The sequence below is a fragment of the Lysinibacillus sp. FSL M8-0216 genome, assembly GCF_038595555.1.
Classification (GTDB): Bacteria; Bacillota; Bacilli; order Bacillales_A; family Planococcaceae; genus Lysinibacillus; species Lysinibacillus fusiformis.
Genome location: NZ_CP152007.1, coordinates 2,964,270 through 2,989,155 on the forward strand (window position 1 = coordinate 2,964,270; position 24,886 = coordinate 2,989,155).

The window sequence follows — 24,886 nt, forward strand, 5'->3', positions numbered from 1 at the left end:
TTGCTACACAGCGTTTCTATTAATCTTTAAAAATCGTATTCAGCATCTTTTTTCGCACGAATTTCTGCAAATGCGTCTGTTACCATTACAGTATCCTCTGCTAACCGTTCAAGACGGAAAAGAACATCATCATTGACAATTTCTTTGCGTAAAAAGTCTTTTTCTTCTATAAATACATAGGTTGGCACAATATGGGCCTTCATGTAAGCAAGAATTGGCTTTAATTGCTGCTCCACCATTAAGTAGTGCTTCGACGTACCTGCTGTGACAACAACACTGACCACTTTGTCGCGAAAGGCATTGACTGGTAATAAGTCAAAGATATTTTTCAATGTTGCTGGAATGGATGCCTGAAATGTTGGCGTACCAATAACAATAGCATCCGCAGCCATGATGGTTTCTGTCACATATTTTGTATCGCCCTCATAGTCAAAATAATTACGTCCATCACTAAAAATTAGTTGATAGTCAGCGAGATCCAGAAGTGTCACTTCATGCTCCGGGTATTTTTTTTGGACCATTTCGACAAATTTATGCATAGCTGTTCTTGTTTTTGAGCCGATAATAGAACCGGCAAGTGCGACAATTTTCATGACTGTTCGCTCCTTATTTTGCTGTATATTTTTTCATTGCAGGAATAATATCATTACCGATCATTTCAATATTTTTCATAATTTTATCGAATGGCACGCCTCCAAAATCAATTTGAGCCATAAATCGTTGCATACCATAAAGCTCATATTGATAAAGTAATTTCTCAATAATTTGCTCCTTGCTTCCGACCATTAACGCATCCCGTGTATCTGTTGCTTGTGCAAATTGCTGCTTTGGATAGCCTCCCCCACGAATCGCTTGGAAACCACCATTTAAATGTGGATACATCCCTTGCAATGCCTCTTTTGTTGTATCGGCTACATAAAACAGGCTTGTTGTGGCAACCGGCAATTCATTTGGATCAAAGCCTTGTCGCTCTGCCGCTTCTCGATATGCATCAACTGATGGCTTAAAGTTTGTAGCCGGCCCACCAAGAGTCGTTAGCATCATGGGAATTCCCATATATCCTGCCTTGATGGCACTTGCAGGTGGACCTCCAACAGCACGCCAAATTGGTAAGGAGCCATTTTTGGGCTGTGGTAAAATTTGAGCGTGATGAAGTGGAGCACGGAACTGTCCTTCCCATGTTACAAGCTCCTCTGCATTGATTTTCATGAGTAGCTCTAATTTCTCTTCAAAAAGTTCTTCATAGTCATGTAAATCTACACCGAGTAAATGGTAGGCACCTACTCGAGAACCGCGACCTGCCACAATTTCTGCGCGACCATCGGATAATAAATCAATAGTTGCAAAATCCTCATATACACGTACAGGATCGGAGACACTCAGTACAGTAGCAGAGCTTGACAGCTTAATTTTTGATGTTGCTTGTGCTATGGCGCCCAACACGACTGTATGTGCCTGCGTTGTAAAATACGATTGATGACTTTCGCCTACTCCAAATACATCAATACCCGCTTGCTCTGCTAATTGGCTAGCTTCAACTAGTTCTTGTAGTCGTTGCTGCGCAGAAATTCGTTCTCCTGTTAGTGGGTTGGGAATATGGTCTCCTAAAGAATACAGCCCAAATTCAAGTCCTTGTGATTGATCAATACGATATTTTTCCATTATGAATTATCTCTCCTTATTCAAGCGGCTCTAAAATCGCTTCAATTTCTGCTCGTTTTTCCTCTAAAAATGGCGGAAGATCTAGCTCTTTTCCTAGTTCATCTACTGTAGAATCCACCGTAAACCCTGGGCCATCTGTCGCCATTTCAAATAGAATTCCGTTACGATCTCTAAAATAAAGACTTTGGAAATAATAACGATCGACGACACCTGTACTAGTCAACCCTAGTTCTTTAATTTTTGTATCCCATTCTTGAAGCTCCTCCACCGTTGCTACACGTATAGCAAGATGGTGAATACTACCTTTACCTGGCTTTTCGCTTGGTCCTTCTAATTCTTTAACAAGAATCTCTCCAAGTACTTCTCCCTCTATCGATTGCAGGACTGTCCCTTGGTCATTTTCTGCAACAACGGTATAGTGAAATAAATCTTGTAGTAAATTCACAGTCCGTTGTAAATAACGCACCGTAATTTCAACTGTACCCATTCCTAAAATGCGATGCTCTTCAGGGATTTCATTGCCTTCCCATGGTTGCCATTGAGTTGGCGTTTCCTGACCATGATGATTTAATAACACCATTCTCAACCCTTCATGATCTTCAAAAAACAAGGCATCTTTCCCTGCATATGTGGTGATGTCACTATGTTCAACCTCAAGCTCTTGAAAGCGACCTTTCCAATAATGTAAACTCTCATAGCTTGGTACAAGTAGACCAATACGTGTTATCGCATTAGTTCCTCGCACTGTGCGGCCAGCAACAGGCATCTCAAAAAATGTTAATTCTGTTCCCGCTGAACCTGTTAAGTCCCCATAAAACAAATGATACATAGATGGGGAGTCTTGATTTACAGTTTTCTTCACACGTCGTAACCCTAAAATTTTTGTGTAAAAATGATTATTTTGTCTTCCATTTTTCGTTAGCATGGAAATATGATGGTGCCCACTTAATTTGTTCATTTGGCTGCTCCTCCTCGAAATCACTTGACTAAGCAAGTGATAGCGTAAAAAAAATTACGCTTGTGGCAATTTTTTTTCCTGACTATGCTTTTCCAGCTTTGTCATGACTTTATATAAAGTTTTCATTTCTTCATCTGTTAATACATCTTCAAAAAATGAGGATTGGAAGTGAAGCTGACTAGGTGTTGCTGCATCAATCATTTGCTCCCCTTTTGCCGTCAACGAAATCGCCTTCGTCTTCCAATTTTGCTTACGCTCAATCAGTCCCTCCTTTTCCAATCTTGCTAGCATGCGAGACATTCCACCTTGTGTGACCGTTACTTTCTCTGCTAGTTGACATTGTGTAATAGGTGCATAGGTTTTTATTTGGATCAGCACATCAAATTGTGCAGTTGTTAAATCAAAACGTTTTAAAAATTCATTGGATAATTGATTACTTTGGGCTGTAAAGCGCATCATGCGAATCCAGGTTAAAGTACCTAATGTATGATTTTTCACGACTTTATCCTCCCTTCTGTTATCACTTTACCACGCAAGTGATAAAGTAGCAAGGAAAATATCTCGAATTTGAGATATTAAATAAATAGGGAATATCCCTATATAATGCCGTGTGTGGTAATAGGATATAAATTGCCTTTAAAAGCAAAAGATATTCTCCCTGTCTCTTCTGATACGACCATAACAAGTGCATCACTAACCTCACTCAATCCCAATGCTGCACGATGTCTTGTGCCTAATTTCTTTTCACCTGTATAGCGCTCGGACAATGGTAATACATTGGCAGCCGATTCAATTTGATTATGATTGACTAATACAGCCCCATCGTGAAGAGGATTGCCCGGGAAAAAAATAGATTCTACTAATGAATGAGTTAAGTCCGCACCTATATGAATACCAGGCTGGACTAGATTCTCCAAAGCGTCTTCCCGCTGGATCACAATTAAACCACCATGTCTTCTCAGCGACATATTTTGTACACTATGCGATAGTTCTGGATACTTTTCAGTAAACGGGGAAAGATAACAATTTAAATAAAACGTGGCTGCTTTCATTTCTATTGCCACAAATTTTTCTTTAATTTTTTCGAAATTGCCAAGGAGACAATTTGTATCTGTATCCATCTGTTGAACACTTTGCTGTAATGACATACTCACTTGGAGAAGCTCATCTTTTAATGTTTCTTTCATTGGTGAAAAATCACAATTTATTGGATTCACAAAAAGCACCTCTCTTTTTTATAAAAGCTTTCCTCTCTTAGTTTCCCTGGAAAAGCTATTTTTATGCGTCACTGAAAGCTAGTGCTATGAAGCGTTCTTGTTTTCTAATAAGAAAGACAAGACAAACTCCTATGATACTAACAACAATACAGACGACTTTCTTCTCCTTGTCAAAAAAACGCGTTACCTGTAGAACTAATTTTCTACAAGTAACACGTATATGTTCTTACATATGTCCAGCCCTAATCTTTCTCACAATACTAAAAGTCGTATATGTAGCAGCTGGTGCCAAGACGACAATAAAAATAATCCAGACAGTTAGATTATTTGTTGCTTTCAAAGTTTCATAATTTGTTATGACAAACATGATGAGACCGAATAGTAATAAATAGCTCAGCACATTTGGGAAGATAACGATTAGTCTTAATAGTGCTGGCGGCATCTTTTGCTGATTCATTTTAACCACACCCCTTTTTTCAATTATACGGGAAATAAGTGATTTATCGTACTATATTTTTCCTTTTAGATACTATAAATGTATAGCATAAAAAATAAAAAACATCTATTAGCTGTCATTCCAATTAATAGATGTTTTCCAATATTAAAGCAATGTATTGTTTTGCCAACTATAAATCGCTTGATCGGAAGTTAGAAACGTTTGCGGGAAAGTTTCCTGAGCCTCTGCCAAAAATGGCGGTAAATCTTGTGGAAGAAAGCGAGCACTTAAATGATTTAGTAGTAAATATTGGGCCCCTGCTTGCTGTGCCACCTTGGCTGCCTCCACATTGGTTGCATGACCATAATTGGCTGCTAAATCCGTAGTTGTGCCGTCAAACGTAGCTTCATGGACAATGATGTCAGCACCCATTGATAGCTGAACAGCTTCCTCACAATATTTTGTGTCGCCTAAAATGGTCAGTGTAAAGCCTTTTTTGGCTGGTGCAACAACATCTTTCGCTTGTATGACATCGCCGTTATCAAGCACGACATCATGCCCTCTTTTCAATTGTCCTAAAAGAGGTCCCTTGGGAACACCTAAGTCCTTGGCTTTCTCGATTAATAATTCTCCAGGTAAATCCTTTTGTTCAATACGATATCCGTAGCATGGAACAACATGGCGCAATTCCTTCGCATATACCGTAAAACAATCATCCTCATATACAATCCCTTCTTGAACTTCTACAAAGTGCAAAGGATATGTTAAATGAGTCTTTGATAAAGAAAAAGTTTGTTCAATCCATTGCTGTAAGCCTGCTGGACCGAAGATCGTTAATGGTTCATCTCCACCTTGAAACGAACGGGAGCTTAAAAAGCCAGGCAATCCGAAAATATGATCACCATGCAGATGCGTAATAAAAATTTTTGACACCTTCCGCGGCTTTAACGACGTGTGTAAAATTTGATGTTGAGTCGCCTCTCCACAATCAAAAAGCCACATTTCGCTTATTTCGTCTAATAGCTTTACCATCAGGGCACTCGTATTTCGTTCTTTGGAAGGCATGCCTGCGCCTGTTCCTAAAAAATGTAGTTGCACAAATGCCACCTCACTTCATGTTTTATCATTTTATTGTACCTTATTGGGCCTCATAAGAAAAACCTTTGGTAAAAGCTTTCTCCAAAGGTTTTGTCGTTTATTTTGGTTGCCAAGAAACAAGGGCTGCATGAAAATCATGACGATAATAATAGCGTCCATCTTTTTCTTCAATAAAAGGTTGCAGCGATTCCTCAATGTGTTCTTGTTGGATATCTGTATTTAATATTTTTTTACTTTGAGTCGTCACTAGCTGTTCATAGCTTTCATAAGCATAGACGCGTTCCAAAGGAATGATTTGACAATCAGCGTAAATATCCATTTCGTATAGTAGATTTAAAAACTCTATATAATCTCTTCGGGGGAATTTGATCGTATAGCCGTACTTTTCATATAATCGTTCATAGTGTGGCTGAATGGGCCCAGTCGTCATCCCTATAATGGCCCGTTTCGTCGCGAGTCGATTCATATGTGCTAAAGCAGCTTTAATTTCATACATACGGTAAAAACAATTGACGCCTAAAACGATATCATGTGGCTCAATCTCATCTTTTTCTAAACGCTCCCATTTTGCATGGACATAGGAAACGTGCTCCTGATGAGGCATACACTGCTGTAAGTACTGCAACATACTTTGGGAGCTATCCACACATGTTAGCTTGTTTACTCTATCTGCTAAAGGAAAGGTGTAATTTCCCCAACCAGGTCCAATTTCTAATACAGAATGTTGGGGTTCAATACTTTTTTGAAGCTCCTGAAAAATGCGTGTAGCATACGGATCCGTTTGCCCCATATTTTTTCGAGCAACAGATTGAGCCCAAAATTGCTCTTCTAGCTGATCATTCAACATTCGCTCAGGCATATGCCCATGCCAGTCTTTCATACCTTCTTGCCATAATGCTTCGAAATTAATGGCTAATGGTCCTTTTCTCGTCATACAGATACCTCTATTGATAATAATTCATATATTTTTTTCATATCAAGATTTGCTCGTACGTGACTAGCTAACATATTGTAAGCATCTTCTCTTCGTTCAGCATCACTTTTTACCTCACGAGGTAAGGCAGCTAATCCTTTTTTTACACGGATGTCATTGATAAGCTGACGGGTATACGTACGATTATGGAATAAACCATGGAAATACGTGCCAATCACCTGTTCATCTTGACTAATAGCGCCATCCTCTCGACCATCCTCAAGCTGTAAAAAAGGTGTAACCTCATCACGTAAAATTTTTGTTCGTCCTAGATGAATTTCATAACCCGTCAATAGATCCTGTCCTCTTGTGCCAGTCATTTGTACCGTTTTTTTATTGCCTACAAAAATAGTTTCCATTGGCAATAAACCAAGACCATAAGCAGATTCACCATTGCCCTCCACTGCATCTGGATCTAATAGCGTCTCACCAAGCATTTGAAAACCACCACAAATTCCAATTATTTTAGTGCCATGCTCCCTTAATCGGGCAATAGCTTGATCGAAGCCATTTGCCTTTAACCAGGCTAAATCATCCATTGTGCTTTTCGTTCCTGGAAGTATGAGCAAATCTGGCGTACCGAGTTCATGTACTTTTCCAATTAATCGAACCCCCACTTCAGGCTCATCAAAAAATGGATCGACATCTGTGAAGTTTGAAATACGTGGTAAACGAATCATCGCCACATCCACAGCAAATTCCCCTGGTTTTGGCTTTTTAAAGCGTAATGATGATAAAGCGAGTGAATCTTCCGCTTCAATATTGACCTCTAAATAAGGGACAACACCTAGCACTGGAATGCCTGTTTCTTGCTCCACCCATGCCAAACCATCATCCAATAACTCACGCATACCTCTAAATTTATTAATAATTAGCCCTTTCACTCGTGCCCGCTCCGCATCATCTAGCAATGCCAGAGTACCAACAATCGAGGCAAAAACCCCACCTCGATCAATATCGGCAACAAGGACAACCGCTGCATCTGCTAAATGTGCCATTCGCATATTTGCAATATCACGATCCTTTAAGTTAATCTCTGCTGGGCTTCCTGCTCCCTCTAAGACAATGACATCATATGTATTTTGAAGCGTACGAACTGATTTTTCGACAATGGGCATCGCTTCCTGGACAAAATTATTGCGATATGTTTTGGCATCCATATTTAAAAAATGCTTTCCATGGACGATGACCTCAGACATCATATCTTGCTTTGGCTTGAGCAAAATAGGGTTCATATCAGTTGTCGCAACAACACGAGCAGCTTCAGCCTGTACTCCTTGTGCACGACCAATTTCCCCACCGTCTTTTGTTACAAATGAATTAAGCGCCATATTTTGCGATTTAAAGGGGACAACTTTAAAGCCATCATCCGAAAATATACGACACAACGCCGTACAAATCATACTTTTTCCAACATCGGAAGCTGTTCCTTGAATCATGATCGATTTTGCTGGCATAATCATTTTTCCTCCGTCATTATTGGTGTCACGCTGTCATATTTCTGTTCCACGAGACACGATTATTTGCCTTCGCTCTGGTAGTAATCACACTTATCCAACATGCGTTGCTCACCTAACTCAGAGTAATTCATCCACCCTGAAGGTGAAGGTGCTTTAAAATTCAAGCCCCTTCACAGCTGGAATACCTTCATCATAATAATGCTTAGTAGCGTCAATTGTAGAAACTAAATCAGCCATTGCTAGCAACGCAGGATTGGCACTTCTGCCTGTCACCACTAAATGCATAGTCGATGGACGTTGCTGAATTGCTTCGATAACTTCTGCCAGTGGAAGAACATCATCAATTGGAAACTTACTTATAGCTAATGCATTGTTTAGCTCATCTAGCACTAATAAATCAATACTGTCATCCTGTAGAGCAGCCTTCGTTTTTTTCCATGCCTTTGCTAAGGCTGCACGATGCTCCTCAGGTGTTTTGGTCCAAGTGAAGCCAATGCCCATTTGTTCCATTTCCACTCCTAGCTTACGCAAGGCAATTTGCTCTCCGTACGTACGCTCAGGTGATTTAATAAATTGCATATAGCGCACATTTAACCCACGACCAACCGCACGTAAAGTAACACCTAGAGATGCTGTCGTCTTGCCCTTTCCTTCACCTGTATATACTAAAAACAAGCCTTTTCTTGCCATGCTGTTAGCCTCCTTACAGCCAAGTTGTTTTTTCTTCAAATGGTGTACGCTTCTTGTCGTTAAGCTCTTGTTCTTCTGGGTAACCGATAAAAATCGTCCCTACCACTTTCTGTGCTTCACTTGCACCGATAAACGAATGCATGCGCGGATCATGAACAAGCCCAACACCACGTGTACGCCAAACAAAGCCAAGACCTAGCTCCTCGGCTGTTAGCCACATGGACATAATGGCACTGCAAACAGCAAAAACATTGTCCTCTGTCGCATCGGTATCACCCTCCACAACATCTGCTGTCACAACTATTGCGACAGGGGTTGTTTGTACAACCTTTAATGAGCTTTCCACTAAATTCGGCTTTGTTGGGAAGCGTTCCTGTAAATAAGCACTCGCCATTGCCTCATAACGCTCCATTGCTTCACCTTGAATGACGTAGAAATGCCAAGGCTCTCTCATTCTGTCATTAGGGGCAAATGTAGCTGCTTGTAAAATTTGCTCAATTTTCTCTTTTTCTACTAGCTGCGTTGTGTAATTTCGAATAGCTCGACGCTTTTTTAGTGCTTCGATAATTGTCATATTGCTTCCTCCTTCTGCTCTCCCAATGTGATGATTATGAGAAAGCAAGTCCCTGCTCTTCAAACCATTGAATTTTTTCACGTACATTGACGACATCACCAACTACAATCATGGAAGGATTATGATATCCTTCCCGTTCAATAATGTGCGCAATTTCATCTAGTTTTCCTGTTATAGTTCGTTGTTGAGCAGTCGTTCCCCATTCAATAACCGCTACAGGTGTTGTGGCTTTACGTCCATTGTCGATAAGTTTTCGAGCTATGTAGGCAATATTGCCAACGCTCATATAAAAAGCGACAGTATCAATTCCAGTAGCTAATGCTGGCCAATTCAAAAAATCCTGTCCTTTTTCTTCTCGGCCATGCCCCGTGACGAGGGCAAAGCTAGTGGCAAAGTCTCTATGTGTCACAGGAATCCCCGCATAAGCAGGAGCCGCAATCCCTGCTGTTATACCTGGCACAATTTCATAGGCAATGCCATGATTTTTTAAGATTTCAGCCTCTTCTGCACCACGGCCAAAGACAAAGGGATCGCCACCTTTAAGACGTGTGACAATTTTTCCTTGCTGCGCCTTCTCCACAAGTAATGCATTAATTTCATCCTGAATGAGGTGGTGCTTTCCTGGTAATTTCCCACAATAAACGAGCTCCGCTTCCTTTTTTGCGAAGTCTAGCAATGCTGGATTCACAAGACGGTCATACGCAATAATATCAGCCTTTTGGATACATTCCAGACCATAGACCGTAATGAGCTTTGGATCTCCAGGTCCTGCGCCAACGATATAAACTATTCCATCCTTCATTGCTTTTCTCCCATCAATAGTTGTTGTAAATAAGCTTCACGTCTATCCATCTCACCTTGACGTGTCCATTCAAGGATGTTTGGCTCTAGCAACGCCTGTAACGCCGCACGTCTTTGTGGGCCTTTATCAAACTTGGCAGCAACCATTAAACGAGCTTGCTGCAAAAAGCATACGTAATCCTCATAGGCATCATCAAATTGATCCTCTAACTCTGCTTTAATTTTACGAGCTAGCCCGGGACTTGCTCCTGATGTCGAGACAGTTAACACGAAAGGACCACGACGAACTGTCGCGGGGGTAATAAAATCACTTTCACTTTGTCTATCTGTTCGATTCATTAATTGCCAATGCTGTGCCGCCTCTTGCACGGCTTCGTTAACTGCCGTCACATTTGTGGCAGCAATAATAAGGATTGCATCATCCAAATCACGTGGTTCAAACTCTTTTCGTTTCCAGGTAATTTGCCCCAATTCGGCTAGTGGCTGTAAATCTTCATGTAAGGCCGGACTAACAATGACGACATTCGCCTTCACTGGTAAAAGGGATGCCACCTTTTGTGTAGCTACGTGACCACCCCCTACGATTACAACCGTTTTATATTCTAGATTCATATGAATAGGAAAATAATTAGTCATTATTCTTCACCTTCTTGCAAGCTGTTAACCAATTGTCAACTAGCTTTGGGTTTGATACAAAATGAAAATGCGTATAACCAGCCACCAAATTCCCTACTTGATAGCCTTCTTGCTTTTTGCCAAAGCGTCCAATCGTTTCGTAGGCCGGTGTGTGATGGGAGCCACTGTATTTTGAATAGTGGAATTCATGTCCCTTCGCCTGTTCCTCTGAACCGATTAAGAAATTACCTGCCGTACCAAAAATTTCACGATAGCCAAGCGCTGCTAGTTTTTTTTGCATCGCTACTTCCCCTGGGATTACACCTATCATGCCATAACGCTCCCCATGGCTATCTGTAATAGCTTCTGTTAAATACATAAAGCCCCCACATTCAGCCAATGTCGGTAGACCTTTGTTGATGGCTTCCCGTATAGATTGTTTGGCAATCGTATTTGCCGCAAGTGTCTGCGCAAATTCTTCAGGAAAGCCACCCCCTATATATAACCCATCCGCCTCTGCTGGTACTGGCTCATTGTCGAGTGGTGAGAAAAATTGTAATGTCGCACCTTTCGCCCGTAATAACGCCAAATTTTCTTCATAATAAAAATTAAATGCCGCATCTTTTGCTACAGCGAGACAAATATTTTGTGTAGGCTCCTCTGTAAATAATTTGCCTGTTTCCTGAAGTACAGGTGCCTTTGTTATGCGGAGTAATTGCTCTATGTCAATCGTCTCAGCCATTAGGTCTCCTAGCTTGTCAAAAAATGAATGAAGCTCTCCTCTTTCAATAGCAGGGACTAATCCTAAATGACGACTTGGAATATCAATCCCTTCCTCGCGCTTTAAGTAGCCGATTACAGGAATCCCACATTCTTGTTCAATAGCAGCCTTGGCAATTTCATAATGGCCAACACTACCAACTTGATTTGCTATTACACCCACGATATTTGGTTTATCTGATAATAATTGAAATCCTTTGACAACTGCCGCAACACTTCTAGCCATACTTGCACAATTCACGATTAAAATAACTGGACTTTCTGTTACTACACTAATATCAGCGGCAGAGCCAGCATCTGATAATGGACTTTTACCATCATAAAAGCCCATGACACCCTCGATAATAGAGACGTCTGCATCCCTACTGGCGCGAGCTACAATATCACATACTGCTTCATGCGAGAACATCCAACTATCAATATTGCGTGATACTCTACCTGTTACGGCTGTATGATAGGTTGGATCGATATAATCAGGTCCACATTTAAAGCCCTGCACGACTTTCCCTTTATTTTGTAGAGCCTTCATCAGTCCAATAGTAAAAGTAGTTTTACCTACACCACTGCCTGTCCCAGCTAGTACAAAGCGATTTGTTTGCATGGACTTCCTCCTTAAAATAGGTATCTAGCAACTGAAATCGTAGCATTACCTGATTTTTTCTTTTCTAAGATGAGTGATTTGACTTGAGCATAACGCATAGCTGCAGGTTCACTGACACCATATGCCCCTGTATATTTAAAGACTGTTTCTGAAGGTGATGGGAATTCAATTTCGTTTAATTCTGTCGGTGAGTAGGTAACGAACTCCCAATCATATTTTTTTGTAATATCCAGGAAGCATTGCTCATCTTTCTTCAGATCAATTGTACAAAGTGCCTTCACACTTTTTTTCGAAAGCTTAAGCTCTGCCAAGGTTTCATCAATGACTTGTTCAATCTCCTCAATAGATGTACCACGATTACAGCCCATGCCTAGGATAATTGATTTTGGTCGATAAATGACACCATTTTCAAGCAAAACCTCTTCTTCTCGTTCGATTATACGGTCCGTTATTAATAATGTTGCATGAGGTTTAGCCTCTATGGCCGTCCGTGTAGATGGATAAATTTTAATTTGCTCTGGCATTGGTGTATCACGCATCCACCAATCTCGCTCACCAGTTTCCTGTACAATAGCCACATGTTCCTCATTGACGACAGAAGCACTGACAGGCGTTAATTTATCGGCACTATCCCAAACCCAGCCAAAACGTGCACCAAATAGATCGACTGGAATAGTCTTTTGCACATCGGAGGCTGTTGTAATAATAGGGTTGGCACCAAGAGCTGCCGCTACCTCATGTGTTAGTTCATTGGCACCGCCAAGATGTCCTGACAAGACACTTATTACGTTTTCGCCTCGATCATCAATAACTACAACACCCGGATCAGTCTTTTTATCCTTTAAAATGGGTGCGATCATTCGGACAACTGCACCTAAAGAAATAATTAAAATCAAACCTTTGTATTGTTTAAATAGAGTCGGCAAAAGCAAACGCACTGTTCCAGTAAACAGTTGAATATGCTTTTCCTCCTCATCGCCCTGTTCAAATTTACTCATATAATACAAATCACTTGCTGCAAACGTTTGTTGGAGTCGACGTCCTATTTGAACACCATGCTTTGTAATCGCTACAACCGCATATGCATGGCGCTGATCAACTTCTGGTAATATCCCCTCTTGTAACTCAATCACTTGTCTTCACACCTTTTCTAAAGCCGTGTGTAAAGGTTGCATCATATAATTTCGAGCGATATTGATCCTTATCATGAATATCAGGGTCTAGCGCCCAGCCTGCTAGAATCATTGCATGCTTACGAATGCCATTCACGCGCATCGCTTCATCTAATTCGATTAATGTCGTACGAACAATTTTTTGATCTGGCCAAGAAGCACGTTGAATCACCGCTACGGGTGTGTCATCAGCCCAGCCAGCACTTTGTAGTTCTTTGACAATTTTCTTTGTGAGTGTCGCACTTAAGAATAGAGCAATTGTACAATGATGGCTTGCTAAATCACGTAATTTTTCAAATTCTGGTACAGGGGTGCGCCCTTCAGCACGAGTTAAAATTAAAGTTTGTGTTAAATCAGGAATCGTTAGCTCAGCCCCAATTGCCGCTGCTGATGCAAAAACAGAGCTAACCCCTGGAATAACTTCGTAGCCAATGCCTTGCTTTTTTAAGAGTGCTACTTGTTCCATAATCGCTCCATACATGGCCGGATCACCTGTATGCATGCGAGCTACTATTTTCCCACCATGGACCCGATCAGCCATCACAGCGACCATTTCCTCTAAATGCATACCAGCGGTACGAATAATTTCCGCATCTGGTCGAGCTTTCGCAATGAGATCTTCACTCACTAATGAATCTGTATACATAACAACATCTGCTGTTTGTAACATATGTAAGCCTTTAACTGTAATTAAATCTGGATCACCGGGACCCGCGCCTACTATATAGATCTTCTTCATTATTTACGCACCACCATTAATGTTAAATATTCTAAATCGACACCATCCAACTCGCGTACATCCCAAATTACTTCTTCGTCAGATGTTACCTTTGTCACAACAGATGCTTTATCTAGTAAATCTAAATCACGTAGTACCTGTAGCATTAAATCAATTACTTTTGCTACTTTAATAAAGACCACAGCATCATGACTTTCAATAGCTTCACGCATTGCCTCATAATCATCATAGGCAGGAATGATCGCGACACGGTCATCACCATCAGCTAATGCAATACCAAGTCGAGAAGCGGAGCCATTAAATGAGGATATCCCCGGAACCGTACGAATTTCTACATCTGGATGCATGTCCTGCATTAACTTCATCATATGGATAAACGTACTATATAATAACGGATCACCTTCTGTAACGAAGGCTACATCCTTACCCTCCTGTAATTTTTCATATACAAGCTCGACTGACTTTGTCCATTCACGCTCAAGGACAGCTTCGTCCTTCGTCATAGGAAATACAAGACCAAGCATATCTTTTTCCTCTGGATTAATATAAACATCTACAATACGATGGGCATAGCTCTTACTGCCTCTAAGTTTTTTTGGATAGGCAATAACAGGTGACTCTTGAATCACACGAAACGCCTTCACTGTAATTAATTCTGGATCGCCAGGACCTACGCCCAAGCCATATAAAACACCTAAATTAGTCATGATTTTCTTCCTTTCGATAAGCCGAAATAATATATATTGGATTTAATGGCACAAAGCGTGTCATATCTAAGATCGGTTTGCTACGCGCAAGCTGTGCCTGTAAAATATCAACCGCAAAATCACAAGCCTTAAACGCTTCCACTGCTTTATATAAATTTTCAATTGTCGCAGCATTTAAAACAATTCGACCATTTGGTTTTAAGCGATTACAGCACAATTGTAGTAATTCGACCATTTCACCACCAGTACCACCGATAAAAATGGCATCAGGGTCTGGGAAATGATCGAGTCCCTCTGGAGCTTTACTATGAATTGCTGTTATATCCACACGGAATTTTTGCTGATTGTGTAGACAGTTCTCTAAATCAGGTGCATTTTTTTCAACGGCGTATACTTCCCCCTCAGGTGCAAGCTTCCCCGCTTCAATGGCCATAGATCCTGTACATGTACCAATATCCCAAATAACACTATCCTGTTGAAGTTGCATCGCCTGTAAGCTTAAGACACGAATTTCTTTCTTAGTAATGAGTCCTTTATCTGGTTTTCGTTGTGAAAACTCTTCATCATCAATACCGAGTGTGTAGCGTTTTGGTTCAACAGTTTGTTGTAAAATAACTACGTTTAAAGGGGAAAAATGTGCATTCTCCATTTCATCTAGCGAATACCAATCACATTTTTCATCTTCACCCTGTAGATTTTCGGCTACAAATGCACGATATTCGGTCATACCAAAATGCTTTAAATAACGTGCGAGCGCATTTGGGCTATTTTCAGCATCTGTTAACAGAGCTATTTTCTTTTTCCCATCGATGCGCTGTGCCAAGCCTTTCATAGGTCGTCCATGAATACTTGTAACATAAGCATCCTGCCAGCTTTCTCCCATTTTCGCGAAGGCTAGCTGTACGGAGCTCATATATGGATAAACCTCCAAATCTAGCTTTTTCGCTAAATAGCCCCCAACGCCGTAAAACAATGGATCTCCTGATGCGAGAATAATCGTATTTCTTGTTTCCTCTGACAATCTCTCAACAAGTGCTGAAAGACCTCCTTTGATCATGATTTTTTCCCCTGTAAAATGCGGGAAAAAATCAAGCACGCGCTCACCACCTACAAGTACCTCACAGTCTTCAATCCACTGGCGGTATTGTGGGAATAAGCTTGCTAATCCGTTATCCCCGATCCCAATTAATTTCATCGATTGATGCAATGTCATCAGCCCTTCCTAATAATTGTCCCTGCATCGAATAAATCGATGTGGAAAGCGTTAAACCGCCCTTTATATGATGAATGGAGGAATAGCAGCAGGCCTCACACAAACGATGGAAAAATGATTCATATCCCTTTTCCATCATAATTTCACCTACTTGCGACGCTGTGTTGGCCTCTCGTATTTCGGCTATTGTGTCTGCATCTGCCCCTACATCTTCTGCAAGTTGTGCTAAAAAGTTAAAATCAATCGGAGCACTTTTGGAATGCACCATCATTACCCCTTGTGCCACCTTTGAAAATTTCCCCATCATCCCGACAAGGGACACTTGTTTAATACCAAGTCGCTTACAATGCTTTAAAGTAAAGCCAACAAAATCACCCATTTCAACAAAAGCTTCTTCAGGTAAATCGGGATATTGTTTCATCCCAAATTTTTCACTGCGACCACCTGTTGTCACTACTAAATGCTCACAGCCAGCCTCTTTAGCGACGCTAATGGCCTGTACAATACTAGCCATATACGCAGAACTTGAAAAAGGCACGACGGTTCCCCTTGTGCCTAAAATCGAGATGCCTCCAAGTATACCAAGACGACCATTTAACGTTTTTTTCGCAATCTCCTCACCCTTAGGGACGGAAATCACTACGTTAACCCCTCGTGTAATTTGAAATTCGTCCAATACTCCTTGAACAGTGCTGTGAATCATTTTCCGTGGGACAGGGTTAATGGCTGCCTCTCCAACAGGCACTGGTAAGCCGGGCTTTGTGACACGCCCGACTCCAATCCCACCATCTAAATGAATACCAGGTGTCTCTGCCCAGCTCACAGTACCGACGATGAGTGCCTGATGTGTGGCATCTGGGTCATCACCAGCATCTTTAATCGTTTCACAGCTGACGGCATTGTTTTCAAATAGGCATTTTTCAATGGTAAAGGTCGCATCCCTACCTATTGGCAAATGAATCGTGCTTGTTTCTTGCTCTTCATTTGTAATAAGGGCGAGTAAAGCGGCCTTTGTTACTGCAGTTGCACAGGCTCCAGTTGTATAACCGTGACGCATGTCCTTAGGATCCTTTTTTGGCTTCCGCTCCATTATTTTTTCGCCTGTTCATCCGCTAAAAGTGAAATGGCATTTAATGCGGCAACCGTCACTGTACTACCGCCTTTCCGACCAACATTTGTAATGTACGGAATACCTTCAAGTTTTAGCAGCTCTTCTTTCGATTCAGCCGCAGACACGAAACCTACAGGCATACCAATAATTAAATCTGGTTTTGCTAAGCCTTCCTTAATTAAACGAATCAATTCTAGTAATGCAGTTGGGGCATTACCAATGGCATAAATACCGCCTTCATGCAATTTTGAGGCTTTTTGCATCGATATAATGGCACGCGTTGTATTTTGCTTTTTCGCTTCTACAGATACATCCTCATCCGCAATATAGCAATGTAAATCGCCACCATGTTTTTGGAAACGTTTTTTACCAGAGCCACTTTCAATCATTTGCACATCCGCAATTACATGACGCCCTGCCAGAATAGACTTAACACCTGCTTCAAGTGCTCCTGGTGTAATAATAACGCTACGACCTAGCTCAAAGTCAGCAGATGCATGGATAATACGGCGCACAACCTTCCATTCATCTTCTGAAAAGTCATGCTCCCCCATTTCCTCCGCGATAATCGAGAAACTATAATCGTAAATTTTATCTGGGTCTACTGTTAATGGTTTGAAATCTGTTTTAAAATCCATTGTTATTGCCTCCTAAAGTGTATGTTGTACAGCCTGTAACACTTCTTCAAAAGTGGAATATTGCTGGCCATATTTAATATTGGGTCTTGCAATAAGAATTGTTTCTATAGAACAAGCAAGGGCTGCCTCTAGCTTCTCGTCTACTGAGCCGACTTTGCCACTTTCTTTGGTAATCATTAAGGTCACTCCATATTGACGGAATAATGCTTCATTTAATTCCTTTGAAAATGGGCCTTGAATGGCTACAATATCTCGCTGTGCCACACCGAGCGCCTCACATTTTTCCATATTGTCAAGTCGTGGGAGCATACGAGCAATGACTCTTGTATTTTCTAAGCCTTGTAAGACTTTCGTAAATGTAGCAAGCGTTTTACTACCTGTTGTCAGCATAATAACACCACGCTTTTCTGCTGCTAACTGAGCTGCTTCCTCATAATCCTTCACGACTGTTATAAGTGGGTGTTCATAATGTTCATGAGCACGTTCATAGCGAATATAAGGAACTTGCGCTTTTTCAGCTGCTGCCATGGCATTTTTCGATGCCTCTTCTGCAAATGGATGAGAGGCATCTACCACCAATTGAAAGCCTTGTTCCGATATAATAGTCGCCATTTCTTCCGCTGTAAGTCGCCCTATTAAATGAGGTAAGCCAGCGTCAGCAAGACTAGAGGCTGCCGATTCCGTCACAACGGTGGCAGTTACAGCATGTCCCGTCCTTTGCAGTTCAAGGCCTAGATTCCTTGCATCACTCGTCCCTGCTAACATGAAAATCATTTTACTGGCTCCTCTTCATGATGATGATGGTGATCGTGATCGTGATCGTGTCCATGATCATGGTCGTGGTCGTGGTGGTGATCATGGTCGTGATCATGATGGTGATGATGATGTGCATGCCCATGAATAGCAGCGTAAGCCCGATATTCTTCAAGATCTTTCATACCTGTTGATGTACCATTCACCGCTTGCTCAATACGTTCTAATAGAACATTTTGTAAACGTTCATGGTAGCCAAAGTAGTTGGCAATTTGAATCTCACATGCTGGAAATTGCTCATTGTATTTCTCACACATAACATGCATACGCTCCATTAAAATACCCGTGAATAAAAAGTAAGGAAGCATAATAATTTTTTTAGCACCTAGTTTGACACAGCGTTCAATGCCTTCTTCAACACGAGGGTCCGTTACGCCCATAAAGGCACTTTCTACGTATTTAACAGGTAGTTTTTCCCATAGTAATCGTGTAATTTTATAGAAATCTCCATTTGCATAAGGATCACTACCTCCTCGAGCAATTAATAAAATGGCTGTGTCTTCCTGTTCTTGTTCAGTATCAAATCCAATTTCAACTAAACGATCTTGTAATATCGCAAATATTTCTTCATGAATGCCAATTGTTTGACCATATGTGAATGTGATATTCGGATAATGCTCACGAGCATGCTCGATTTCTGCCGGAATATGTAGCTTAGAATGACCTGCATGAAGTAAAATAATCGGGATGACATGTACCTCTGAAGCACCCTTTTTCACACAGTTTGTAATACCTTCTTCGATGTTAGGAGAAGCAAATTCAAGGAAGCATGTTTCCACTAAATATTGTTCATCAATGCGAGATTTCATTTGCTCGATAAATGTACGCACCTCATCATTTCCTGCTGCTAAACGGCTCCCATGGCCAACAAATAATATAGCTTTCATCTCTTTTCTCCTCACTAGTCGCCGCACGGAGCTGGCTCTATTTTTATTTTGGAAGACATATCTTGATACGTAAAATGCAATATCTTTTTCACCCGCTTGAAGTATTTAAATAGACGCTCGTTTGGATGCGCATTTGCTTTATATTCTTCAATAATATCTGTAATTAAAGGGATTAATTGATCAGGCTCCAAACCTTCTACAACAGGCTGTGCTGCATGAGCCGTACGCCCGACTGGTTTCGCTCCAATAAAGACATCAAATTTACTTTTGCGATAGACAATCCCAATATCATCAAACACGGCTCGATAACAAGCCATTCCACAGCCATTGAAGCCAATATTTAATGTTTTCGGTAATGACATACCGCCAAGCTTTTCTTGAATTTCCTCCGCATATGGAATGGAATCTGCTTTTTCACCGTAGCAAAAATCACAAGCCTTCAACGATAACACATCACCAATTGGTGCTAATAAAAAGCCTACTTCCTGTAATTTCTCAGTGATACGTTCAGGCGTTGTTGTAGGTATTTTTAAATGGATTTGATGATCTGGTGTATATTCCATTGATCCTTCTTCTCCTACTACCTCTGCTAACGTCATCATTTGCTGTGGTGTGAAAAATTTATTAGCCACGCCAGGGCTCACTGCTAATTCAAAAATGGATTCTATTTTTTGTTGTACAAGCTTTGGAGTAACCTTGATAGCACTTGTTCCCTTTACCATTGCAAGTGCCGCTGTAGCCATTTCAAGTGCTGTTTTTTTCGGCTTTGGCATAACGGCTATACTGGGTTTATTCATTCTCCCTGCATTAGGGTCTGCCGCAAAGTCATTTCGTGCTGTTCCTGTCTCTTGATTCATCGCCCATGGCTCATTTTCTTCCCGTAAGCGTTGATGAGGACGTAATGGCTGTTTTTCCTCACCAAGTGTATATTTACGTTGGTAGCCTCGCGGTGTAATCATTTTATTATCATAGAAGAACGTAGATGAGTTTCCGATAATAACTGTTGTCAGCATACCAATATCATGTTCCAGCATTTCTGCCAATGTCGTCATCGTCACTTCCTGACGTTCTCGATAGGCACTTTTTACAAGCCCTACTGGTGTGTCAGGAGAACGATATTCTAAAAGAATTCGTTGCGCTTCGACAATTTGTCTTGTACGGCGACCACTTTTAGGATTGTATAAAGCAATAACAAAATCGGCCATAGCTGCGGCTTCCACACGCTTCGCAATTAAATTCCACGGAGTGAGATGGTCACTCAAACTAATGGTACAAGCATCATGCATAATGGGTGCACCAAGTAAACTAGCACATGAATTGATAGCTGAAATACCTGGGACAATCTCCACTTCAATACCAGTTGCCTCTGTCCAGCCTAGCTCAATTAATACTTCATACACCAATCCCGCCATACCATAAACGCCTGCATCTCCACTCGAAATGACCGAAACAATACTTCCTGCCTCTGCTTGACGAACGGCCTCCTGAGCACGTGACACTTCCTCTGTCATACCTGTACTGACAATGGATTTTGCGCTGACTAAATCTTGAATCAGTTCAACATAGGTTTTATAGCCTATGATCATGTCACTTTGTTGTAAAGCCTCTACTGCACGTGTCGTAATATGCTTAAAGTCTCCAGGCCCAAAGCCTACTACGAAAATTTTCCCTTTTTGCGCCATGTTTTTACCCCTCTTTCACCTTTTCAATCCCTTTAATGGCTGTTGTTTGCGCTGTTCGCTGTAATGTCCCTTCTCGAAGTGTAAAAACATGATCGTTATATAAGGATTCATGATGCAAATCCTGTACAAGTGTTCTAGCATGCTCCGTTGACGGTACACGATACCAATTCCCCTGAGGGTAAGCAATCACAACACAAGCATCCTTGCATCGTCCATTACAGCGCGTTCTTGTCGTATGTATTTCTTTATCTAGTGCGTTACGCTGTATTTCATCTCGTATAGCTTGGGTAATTTCCTCCCCATCCTTGTTCATACAGCTACTGCCATTGCAAATAAAGAGATGTGTTTTCATCCCCTCTAAATTCCACGTTGTCATCTTATATCTCCCCTCATTTGCTTTTGGAAAAAAGAAAAAACCTTTACTCTGCCGAAGAGTAAAGGTTTGTAGAAGCCAAATAAAAACGAATAGATTGAAAGACAGATCCTCGCTTTTGCTTCAACTTCTCCCTCCGAAAAGTTTGCATGCACAATCTGATAAGCAGGTTTCCTGACTTAAGCTTCATTTTACTGTCGCACCTTCCCTAGTTTGCACAGGTGGCATTGCGATTTCATCAGCTATTACAGTAGCGGGGGCTGTATTGGACTTTCACCAATTTCCCTATTATCTCGAGTTCTTCGAGCACTTATCGACGTTTTATATGAAATTTTTAATCGTATACATAATAGAAAACTGTCTTAATCATATCTTATTATTTTAAAATTTCAATATTTCTTTAAAAAATCATGACAAATTTATCAATTTCATAGGAGGGGTGAAAGCTATTAAAAATTTGAATTTGCCTTCTTTAATCCTAAAAAACGTTAGTTATCAGAATTTTCGACATTGATATTCTATTTTTAATTTTTTATAAAAAAAGTATAGCATAATTATGGAAATTCGTGATACACTTTGTCGTGAAATCTCACAACTTACTATTTTTCGGTGTAAAATGCTCGTCATTTTGCTTAAAAGGGAAGCCGGTTTAAGTCCGGCGCGGTCCCGCCACTGTAATAGGGAGCTTTATAGAAAATGTCACTGTCCAATGGATGGGAAGACCTATAAAGTGTTGAACTAGAGCCAGGAGACCTGCCGAACATAAGTGATCGTTTCAGCCTACGAGGATAGGTGTGCGGCTTAGCAGATGAAAATGTTATTTGCTTTTTTAGCTATGCACTTTTCCAACAACGGAAAAGTGCTTTTTTATTACGCACGCTACATTCTAAAAATCTATTTACAGTTTGGAGGAAAAAAATTGAAGCTGTCTTGGTGGAAACTTAGTTATTTTCTATTGGCTTTTTTAATGGTGCCAAAGCGTGCCTTCGCCATGCATATCATGGAAGGTTTTTTACCAATCGAATGGGCTATTTTTTGGTGGGTAATCTCCATCCCATTTATTATTTTAGGATTGCGCTCTATTCGTAAAACAATTGATGAAAACCCTGAAACAAAAATGATTCTGGGGCTGTCCGGTGCGTTTGCCTTTGTCCTATCAGCCTTAAAAATCCCTTCAGTTACAGGGAGCTGCTCACATCCAACAGGAGTAGGTCTCGGAACAGTATTATTTGGACCGTTAGCCATGAGTGTCATCGGGACAATTGTTTTATTATTTCAATCTTTACTTTTAGCTCATGGTGGGATCACAACATTAGGGGCTAATGCATTTTCGATGGCTATTGTAGGACCGTTTATCGCCTACTTTGTATTTAAAGGGGCAAAACAATTGGGGTTATCGTTTTCATTAGCTGTTTTCTTTGCGGCCATGCTTGGGGATTTAGGTACATATGTGGTGACTTCCATTCAATTAGCACTAGCCTTCCCATCTGAAGTTGGAGGCTTTATGGCTTCCTTTACAAAGTTCGCAAGTATTTTTGCCTTAACACAAATCCCATTAGCTGTGAGTGAAGGAATATTAACAGTTATTGTCATGAACTTCTTGAAAAAATATAATATTAGCGAATTAAAATCTTTACGTGTTTTCTCTACAAAGGAGGCGCACTAATATGAAACGAAATTTATTACTTTTAGCAATCGTCGTACTATTGGCGATTATCCCTCTTTTCGTCCAAAAAGGAGCAGAATTTGGAGGAGCCGACGGTGAAGCAGAAGCAGCCATTGGGGAGATCAATGCAGAATATGAGCCATGGTTTGATAGTTTGTGGGAACCACCTAGTGGTGAAATTGAAAGCTTATTATTCGTGCTACAAGCAGCTATTGGTGCTGGTTTTATCGGCTACTTTATTGGCTATATGCGTGGCAAGCATAAAGAAGGTTAAGGATTATGTTACTCATTGATAAGTATGCGTATCTCAATAAGCTAGCGTTCGTTCATCCGCTAGAAAAAATGATATTTTCATTAGGACTACTTTTATTCACGCTTATTATGAGAGATGAACGACTTTCACTCATTACATTTTTTGTAATGAGTGCTTTTATCATTTGGGGCGCGAAAATTCCACTAAACTATTATGCGAAGCTATTATTACTACCTGGTTTTTTCTTATTCACAAGTCTCTTATCAATCATCATTTCGATAGCTCCAGCAGCGCATACATTACCAGCCCATATGGGGGCATTTACGTATATGAACTGGACAATTTTTATTGGGAGAGCCAGTATCGCTACCGCCCAGCAACTATTCTTTATTGTACTTGGCAGTATAAGTTGCTTATATTTTTTAGTTTTAACGACATCTGTACAAGGAATTTGTTATGTGCTTCGACAATGGCGGCTACCTACTTTATTAGTTGAGCTAGTAGAACTCACCTATCGTTTTATTTTTATTTTTTTAGAAAGCATGCAAAAAATTCATTTGGCCCAGCAAGCCCGGCTTGGCTACCACTCACCCATGCAATGGTTACGTTCAGTGTCTATGCTAATTGCCGCGTTGTTTATTGAAATGTTTCAGCGCAGTCGAGAGCTTAATCATGCCATGCTGGCGCGTGGTGGTGAAACGGTTTATTGGCATGAAACGGGCGCCTATAGCAAAAAAAACTGGCTTGGTATAACGGCTATTTTTTTATTCCTCATCGTATACGGAGGGTACTTCTCATGACAGCATTTTATTTTAAACTAAACAACCTGTCATATGCCTATGCAGATGGTACGAAGGCTTTGACAGATATTACATTAAACATTCCAAAAGGGAAAAAAATCGCTATACTCGGTCATAATGGAGCAGGAAAATCCACTTTATTTCAGCACCTTAATGGTATTTTGAAACCAACAGCTGGGACCATTTCATTTGATGGAGAAAAACTTCAATATAATAGAAAGGCATTAAAGGCTCTTCGCCAACAGGTTGGAATCGTCTTTCAAGATGCTGATAATCAGCTTTTTTCAGGAACTGTTAAGCAAGATATAGCCTATGGTCCAATGAATCTAGGATGGCCTACGGAAAAAATTGAAGAAAAAATAGCATGGGCTGTTGCACAAACTGAAGTGACAGAGCTACTAGATAAACCCATCCACTTTTTAAGCGTAGGGCAGAAAAAGCGTGTGGCCATGGCAGGTGTATTAGCGATGGAACCGACTGTCCTTTTATTAGATGAACCAACAGCGGGTCTTGATAGCTATTACGCTACACAAGTTTTTCAATACTTAGCCAAAGTAGAAGACCATGAAAAAACGATTATCCTTGCGACTCACGACATTGCCCTTGCCTATGAATGGGCCGATCAAATTATGGTCATGGAGGCAGGAAAAATTATTTATAATGGTGACCCTGTCGCCTTATTTTATGAAGAAGAATTGCTAAAACGGGCACATCTTGAACGACCATGGGTATTTGACATGGCTTTGGCTCTACAAAAAAAGAAATTATGGCACGAAAATATTTCAATTCCTCGCTCTAAGCATGACTTACTGCAATTGATCGAACAGCTATATGTAGAGGCGTAATGGTATCATCCATAAAAAGTAACGGACAGTTCGTTTTTAAATCGCAGAGAAAAATTTTCCTCATTTGCGAAACTTTTCTAACGTTTAACCGTATTAGTATAGTCGAGACATATTATAGAACA

At 40.7% G+C, this 24,886-nt stretch carries 28 protein-coding genes and 2 riboswitches; of the genes, 4 read left to right on the plus strand and 24 right to left on the minus strand.

Features of this window, described 5'->3' with window-relative positions; genetic code table 11:
• Positions 1–26 precede the first annotated feature (26 nt).
• The 24 genes from MKX57_RS14540 to MKX57_RS14655 all read right to left on the minus strand — a co-directional run bounded on the left by MKX57_RS14540 (position 27) and on the right by MKX57_RS14655 (position 21,203).
• The gene (locus MKX57_RS14540; protein ID WP_008178303.1) at positions 27–593 is read right to left on the minus strand and encodes an NADPH-dependent FMN reductase; all 567 of its coding nucleotides are present in this window, start codon (positions 591–593) and stop codon (positions 27–29) included.
• A 13-nt stretch (positions 594–606) separates the two neighbouring features.
• On the minus strand, positions 607–1,662 hold the full coding sequence (locus MKX57_RS14545; RefSeq protein ID WP_008178301.1) for an LLM class flavin-dependent oxidoreductase: 1,056 nt from the start codon (positions 1,660–1,662) through the stop codon (positions 607–609).
• Positions 1,663–1,678: 16 nt separating this feature from the next.
• Positions 1,679–2,620 (minus strand): ring-cleaving dioxygenase, encoded by a 942-nt coding sequence (locus tag MKX57_RS14550; protein ID WP_089986311.1) that lies wholly within the window; start codon positions 2,618–2,620, stop codon positions 1,679–1,681.
• 54 nt (positions 2,621–2,674) lie between these two features.
• Entirely contained in the window at positions 2,675–3,118 is a 444-nt protein-coding gene (locus MKX57_RS14555; RefSeq protein ID WP_008178298.1) for a MarR family transcriptional regulator, read from the minus strand.
• A gap of 98 nt (positions 3,119–3,216) precedes the next feature.
• A complete protein-coding gene (cdaS, locus tag MKX57_RS14560) occupies positions 3,217–3,837 on the minus strand; it encodes a sporulation-specific diadenylate cyclase CdaS (RefSeq protein ID WP_089986309.1) in 621 nt (206 codons plus the stop codon).
• A gap of 226 nt (positions 3,838–4,063) precedes the next feature.
• Positions 4,064–4,294, minus strand: a complete 231-nt coding sequence (locus tag MKX57_RS14565) for a hypothetical protein (protein ID WP_008178293.1) — start codon at positions 4,292–4,294, stop codon at positions 4,064–4,066.
• A 144-nt stretch (positions 4,295–4,438) separates the two neighbouring features.
• A complete protein-coding gene (rnz, locus tag MKX57_RS14570; RefSeq protein WP_089986308.1) occupies positions 4,439–5,371 on the minus strand; it encodes a ribonuclease Z in 933 nt (310 codons plus the stop codon).
• 97 nt (positions 5,372–5,468) lie between these two features.
• Complete coding sequence (locus MKX57_RS14575) at positions 5,469–6,305, minus strand: class I SAM-dependent methyltransferase (protein ID WP_008178289.1); 837 nt, start codon at positions 6,303–6,305, stop codon at positions 5,469–5,471.
• Positions 6,302–7,801: a cobyric acid synthase gene (locus MKX57_RS14580; RefSeq protein WP_107922521.1), complete on the minus strand. Its 1,500-nt coding sequence runs from the start codon at positions 7,799–7,801 to the stop codon at positions 6,302–6,304. Before MKX57_RS14580 ends, MKX57_RS14575 begins: the two co-directional genes overlap by 4 nt.
• A 156-nt stretch (positions 7,802–7,957) precedes the next feature.
• Positions 7,958–8,494 (minus strand): cob(I)yrinic acid a,c-diamide adenosyltransferase, encoded by a 537-nt coding sequence (locus MKX57_RS14585; protein ID WP_043990458.1) that lies wholly within the window; start codon positions 8,492–8,494, stop codon positions 7,958–7,960.
• A gap of 13 nt (positions 8,495–8,507) precedes the next feature.
• On the minus strand, positions 8,508–9,068 hold the full coding sequence (locus MKX57_RS14590; RefSeq protein WP_043990457.1) for a nitroreductase: 561 nt from the start codon (positions 9,066–9,068) through the stop codon (positions 8,508–8,510).
• Between the two features lie 34 nt (positions 9,069–9,102).
• Complete coding sequence (cobA, locus tag MKX57_RS14595; RefSeq protein ID WP_107922522.1) at positions 9,103–9,870, minus strand: uroporphyrinogen-III C-methyltransferase; 768 nt, start codon at positions 9,868–9,870, stop codon at positions 9,103–9,105.
• A complete protein-coding gene (locus MKX57_RS14600) occupies positions 9,867–10,505 on the minus strand; it encodes an NAD(P)-dependent oxidoreductase (protein WP_107922523.1) in 639 nt (212 codons plus the stop codon). The genes cobA and MKX57_RS14600 overlap by 4 nt, the downstream gene beginning before the upstream one ends.
• Entirely contained in the window at positions 10,498–11,865 is a 1,368-nt protein-coding gene (locus MKX57_RS14605) for a cobyrinate a,c-diamide synthase (RefSeq protein ID WP_239355180.1), read from the minus strand. Before MKX57_RS14605 ends, MKX57_RS14600 begins: the two co-directional genes overlap by 8 nt.
• Before the next feature lie 11 nt (positions 11,866–11,876).
• Complete coding sequence (locus MKX57_RS14610) at positions 11,877–12,998, minus strand: cobalamin biosynthesis protein (RefSeq protein WP_008178277.1); 1,122 nt, start codon at positions 12,996–12,998, stop codon at positions 11,877–11,879.
• Positions 12,991–13,776, minus strand: coding sequence for a precorrin-4 C(11)-methyltransferase (gene cobM / locus MKX57_RS14615; protein ID WP_090002593.1), 786 nt, complete (start codon positions 13,774–13,776; stop codon positions 12,991–12,993). Before cobM ends, MKX57_RS14610 begins: the two co-directional genes overlap by 8 nt.
• Positions 13,776–14,483, minus strand: coding sequence for a precorrin-2 C(20)-methyltransferase (gene cobI, locus MKX57_RS14620; protein ID WP_008178274.1), 708 nt, complete (start codon positions 14,481–14,483; stop codon positions 13,776–13,778). Before cobI ends, cobM begins: the two co-directional genes overlap by 1 nt.
• On the minus strand, positions 14,476–15,696 hold the full coding sequence (cbiE, locus tag MKX57_RS14625) for a precorrin-6y C5,15-methyltransferase (decarboxylating) subunit CbiE (RefSeq protein ID WP_342550377.1): 1,221 nt from the start codon (positions 15,694–15,696) through the stop codon (positions 14,476–14,478). The genes cobI and cbiE overlap by 8 nt, the downstream gene beginning before the upstream one ends.
• Positions 15,653–16,786, minus strand: coding sequence for a cobalt-precorrin-5B (C(1))-methyltransferase (locus MKX57_RS14630; protein ID WP_008178270.1), 1,134 nt, complete (start codon positions 16,784–16,786; stop codon positions 15,653–15,655). The genes cbiE and MKX57_RS14630 overlap by 44 nt, the downstream gene beginning before the upstream one ends.
• Positions 16,786–17,445, minus strand: coding sequence for a precorrin-8X methylmutase (locus tag MKX57_RS14635; protein ID WP_008178269.1), 660 nt, complete (start codon positions 17,443–17,445; stop codon positions 16,786–16,788). Before MKX57_RS14635 ends, MKX57_RS14630 begins: the two co-directional genes overlap by 1 nt.
• A 12-nt stretch (positions 17,446–17,457) precedes the next feature.
• Positions 17,458–18,219 carry a precorrin-6A reductase gene (gene cobK / locus MKX57_RS14640; RefSeq protein WP_342550378.1) on the minus strand — a complete coding sequence of 254 codons (762 nt, stop codon included), beginning with the start codon at positions 18,217–18,219 and terminating at the stop codon, positions 17,458–17,460.
• The gene (locus MKX57_RS14645; RefSeq protein WP_342550379.1) at positions 18,216–19,145 is read right to left on the minus strand and encodes a sirohydrochlorin chelatase; all 930 of its coding nucleotides are present in this window, start codon (positions 19,143–19,145) and stop codon (positions 18,216–18,218) included. The genes cobK and MKX57_RS14645 overlap by 4 nt, the downstream gene beginning before the upstream one ends.
• 14 nt (positions 19,146–19,159) lie before the next feature.
• The gene (gene cobJ / locus MKX57_RS14650; protein ID WP_008178263.1) at positions 19,160–20,827 is read right to left on the minus strand and encodes a precorrin-3B C(17)-methyltransferase; all 1,668 of its coding nucleotides are present in this window, start codon (positions 20,825–20,827) and stop codon (positions 19,160–19,162) included.
• A 4-nt stretch (positions 20,828–20,831) separates the two neighbouring features.
• Complete coding sequence (locus MKX57_RS14655) at positions 20,832–21,203, minus strand: (2Fe-2S) ferredoxin domain-containing protein (protein WP_008178261.1); 372 nt, start codon at positions 21,201–21,203, stop codon at positions 20,832–20,834.
• A gap of 143 nt (positions 21,204–21,346) precedes the next feature.
• A riboswitch (cobalamin riboswitch) is annotated at positions 21,347–21,529 on the minus strand.
• 261 nt (positions 21,530–21,790) lie between these two features.
• Positions 21,791–21,976: riboswitch (cobalamin riboswitch) on the plus strand.
• 143 nt (positions 21,977–22,119) lie between these two features.
• Between MKX57_RS14655 and MKX57_RS14660 the strand changes: the two genes are divergently transcribed.
• Genes MKX57_RS14660 through MKX57_RS14675 form a run of 4 tightly spaced genes read left to right on the plus strand, consistent with a single transcriptional unit; the run spans position 22,120 to position 24,764 of the window.
• Positions 22,120–22,866, plus strand: a complete 747-nt coding sequence (locus MKX57_RS14660) for an energy-coupling factor ABC transporter permease (protein WP_043990468.1) — start codon at positions 22,120–22,122, stop codon at positions 22,864–22,866.
• Position 22,867: 1 nt separating this feature from the next.
• Positions 22,868–23,140: an energy-coupling factor ABC transporter substrate-binding protein gene (locus MKX57_RS14665; protein WP_008178258.1), complete on the plus strand. Its 273-nt coding sequence runs from the start codon at positions 22,868–22,870 to the stop codon at positions 23,138–23,140.
• Between the two features lie 5 nt (positions 23,141–23,145).
• On the plus strand, positions 23,146–23,919 hold the full coding sequence (gene cbiQ / locus MKX57_RS14670) for a cobalt ECF transporter T component CbiQ (protein ID WP_089986299.1): 774 nt from the start codon (positions 23,146–23,148) through the stop codon (positions 23,917–23,919).
• The gene (locus tag MKX57_RS14675) at positions 23,916–24,764 is read left to right on the plus strand and encodes an ATP-binding cassette domain-containing protein (RefSeq protein WP_089986298.1); all 849 of its coding nucleotides are present in this window, start codon (positions 23,916–23,918) and stop codon (positions 24,762–24,764) included. The genes cbiQ and MKX57_RS14675 overlap by 4 nt, the downstream gene beginning before the upstream one ends.
• Positions 24,765–24,886: the final 122 nt, after the last annotated feature.

Excerpts from the sequence above, each read along its gene's own strand:
- MKX57_RS14540 (WP_008178303.1), bottom strand. The coding sequence starts at position 593 with ATGAAAATTGTCGCACTTGCCGGTTCTATTATCGGCTCAAAAACAAGA.
- MKX57_RS14545 (WP_008178301.1), bottom strand. The coding sequence starts at position 1,662 with ATGGAAAAATATCGTATTGATCAATCACAAGGACTTGAATTTGGGCTG.
- MKX57_RS14550 (WP_089986311.1), bottom strand. The coding sequence starts at position 2,620 with ATGAACAAATTAAGTGGGCACCATCATATTTCCATGCTAACGAAAAAT.
- MKX57_RS14565 (WP_008178293.1), bottom strand. The coding sequence starts at position 4,294 with ATGAATCAGCAAAAGATGCCGCCAGCACTATTAAGACTAATCGTTATC.
- MKX57_RS14575 (WP_008178289.1), bottom strand. The coding sequence starts at position 6,305 with ATGACGAGAAAAGGACCATTAGCCATTAATTTCGAAGCATTATGGCAA.
- MKX57_RS14580 (WP_107922521.1), bottom strand. The coding sequence starts at position 7,801 with ATGCCAGCAAAATCGATCATGATTCAAGGAACAGCTTCCGATGTTGGA.
- MKX57_RS14585 (WP_043990458.1), bottom strand. The coding sequence starts at position 8,494 with ATGGCAAGAAAAGGCTTGTTTTTAGTATATACAGGTGAAGGAAAGGGC.
- MKX57_RS14590 (WP_043990457.1), bottom strand. The coding sequence starts at position 9,068 with ATGACAATTATCGAAGCACTAAAAAAGCGTCGAGCTATTCGAAATTAC.
- cobA (WP_107922522.1), bottom strand. The coding sequence starts at position 9,870 with ATGAAGGATGGAATAGTTTATATCGTTGGCGCAGGACCTGGAGATCCA.
- MKX57_RS14600 (WP_107922523.1), bottom strand. The coding sequence starts at position 10,505 with ATGACTAATTATTTTCCTATTCATATGAATCTAGAATATAAAACGGTT.
- MKX57_RS14605 (WP_239355180.1), bottom strand. The coding sequence starts at position 11,865 with ATGCAAACAAATCGCTTTGTACTAGCTGGGACAGGCAGTGGTGTAGGT.
- cobM (WP_090002593.1), bottom strand. The coding sequence starts at position 13,776 with ATGAAGAAGATCTATATAGTAGGCGCGGGTCCCGGTGATCCAGATTTA.
- cobI (WP_008178274.1), bottom strand. The coding sequence starts at position 14,483 with ATGACTAATTTAGGTGTTTTATATGGCTTGGGCGTAGGTCCTGGCGAT.
- cbiE (WP_342550377.1), bottom strand. The coding sequence starts at position 15,696 with ATGACATTGCATCAATCGATGAAATTAATTGGGATCGGGGATAACGGA.
- MKX57_RS14630 (WP_008178270.1), bottom strand. The coding sequence starts at position 16,786 with ATGGAGCGGAAGCCAAAAAAGGATCCTAAGGACATGCGTCACGGTTAT.
- MKX57_RS14635 (WP_008178269.1), bottom strand. The coding sequence starts at position 17,445 with ATGGATTTTAAAACAGATTTCAAACCATTAACAGTAGACCCAGATAAA.
- cobK (WP_342550378.1), bottom strand. The coding sequence starts at position 18,219 with ATGATTTTCATGTTAGCAGGGACGAGTGATGCAAGGAATCTAGGCCTT.
- MKX57_RS14645 (WP_342550379.1), bottom strand. The coding sequence starts at position 19,145 with ATGAAAGCTATATTATTTGTTGGCCATGGGAGCCGTTTAGCAGCAGGA.
- cobJ (WP_008178263.1), bottom strand. The coding sequence starts at position 20,827 with ATGGCGCAAAAAGGGAAAATTTTCGTAGTAGGCTTTGGGCCTGGAGAC.
- MKX57_RS14655 (WP_008178261.1), bottom strand. The coding sequence starts at position 21,203 with ATGACAACGTGGAATTTAGAGGGGATGAAAACACATCTCTTTATTTGC.
- MKX57_RS14665 (WP_008178258.1), top strand. The coding sequence starts at position 22,868 with ATGAAACGAAATTTATTACTTTTAGCAATCGTCGTACTATTGGCGATT.
- cbiQ (WP_089986299.1), top strand. The coding sequence starts at position 23,146 with ATGTTACTCATTGATAAGTATGCGTATCTCAATAAGCTAGCGTTCGTT.
- MKX57_RS14675 (WP_089986298.1), top strand. The coding sequence starts at position 23,916 with ATGACAGCATTTTATTTTAAACTAAACAACCTGTCATATGCCTATGCA.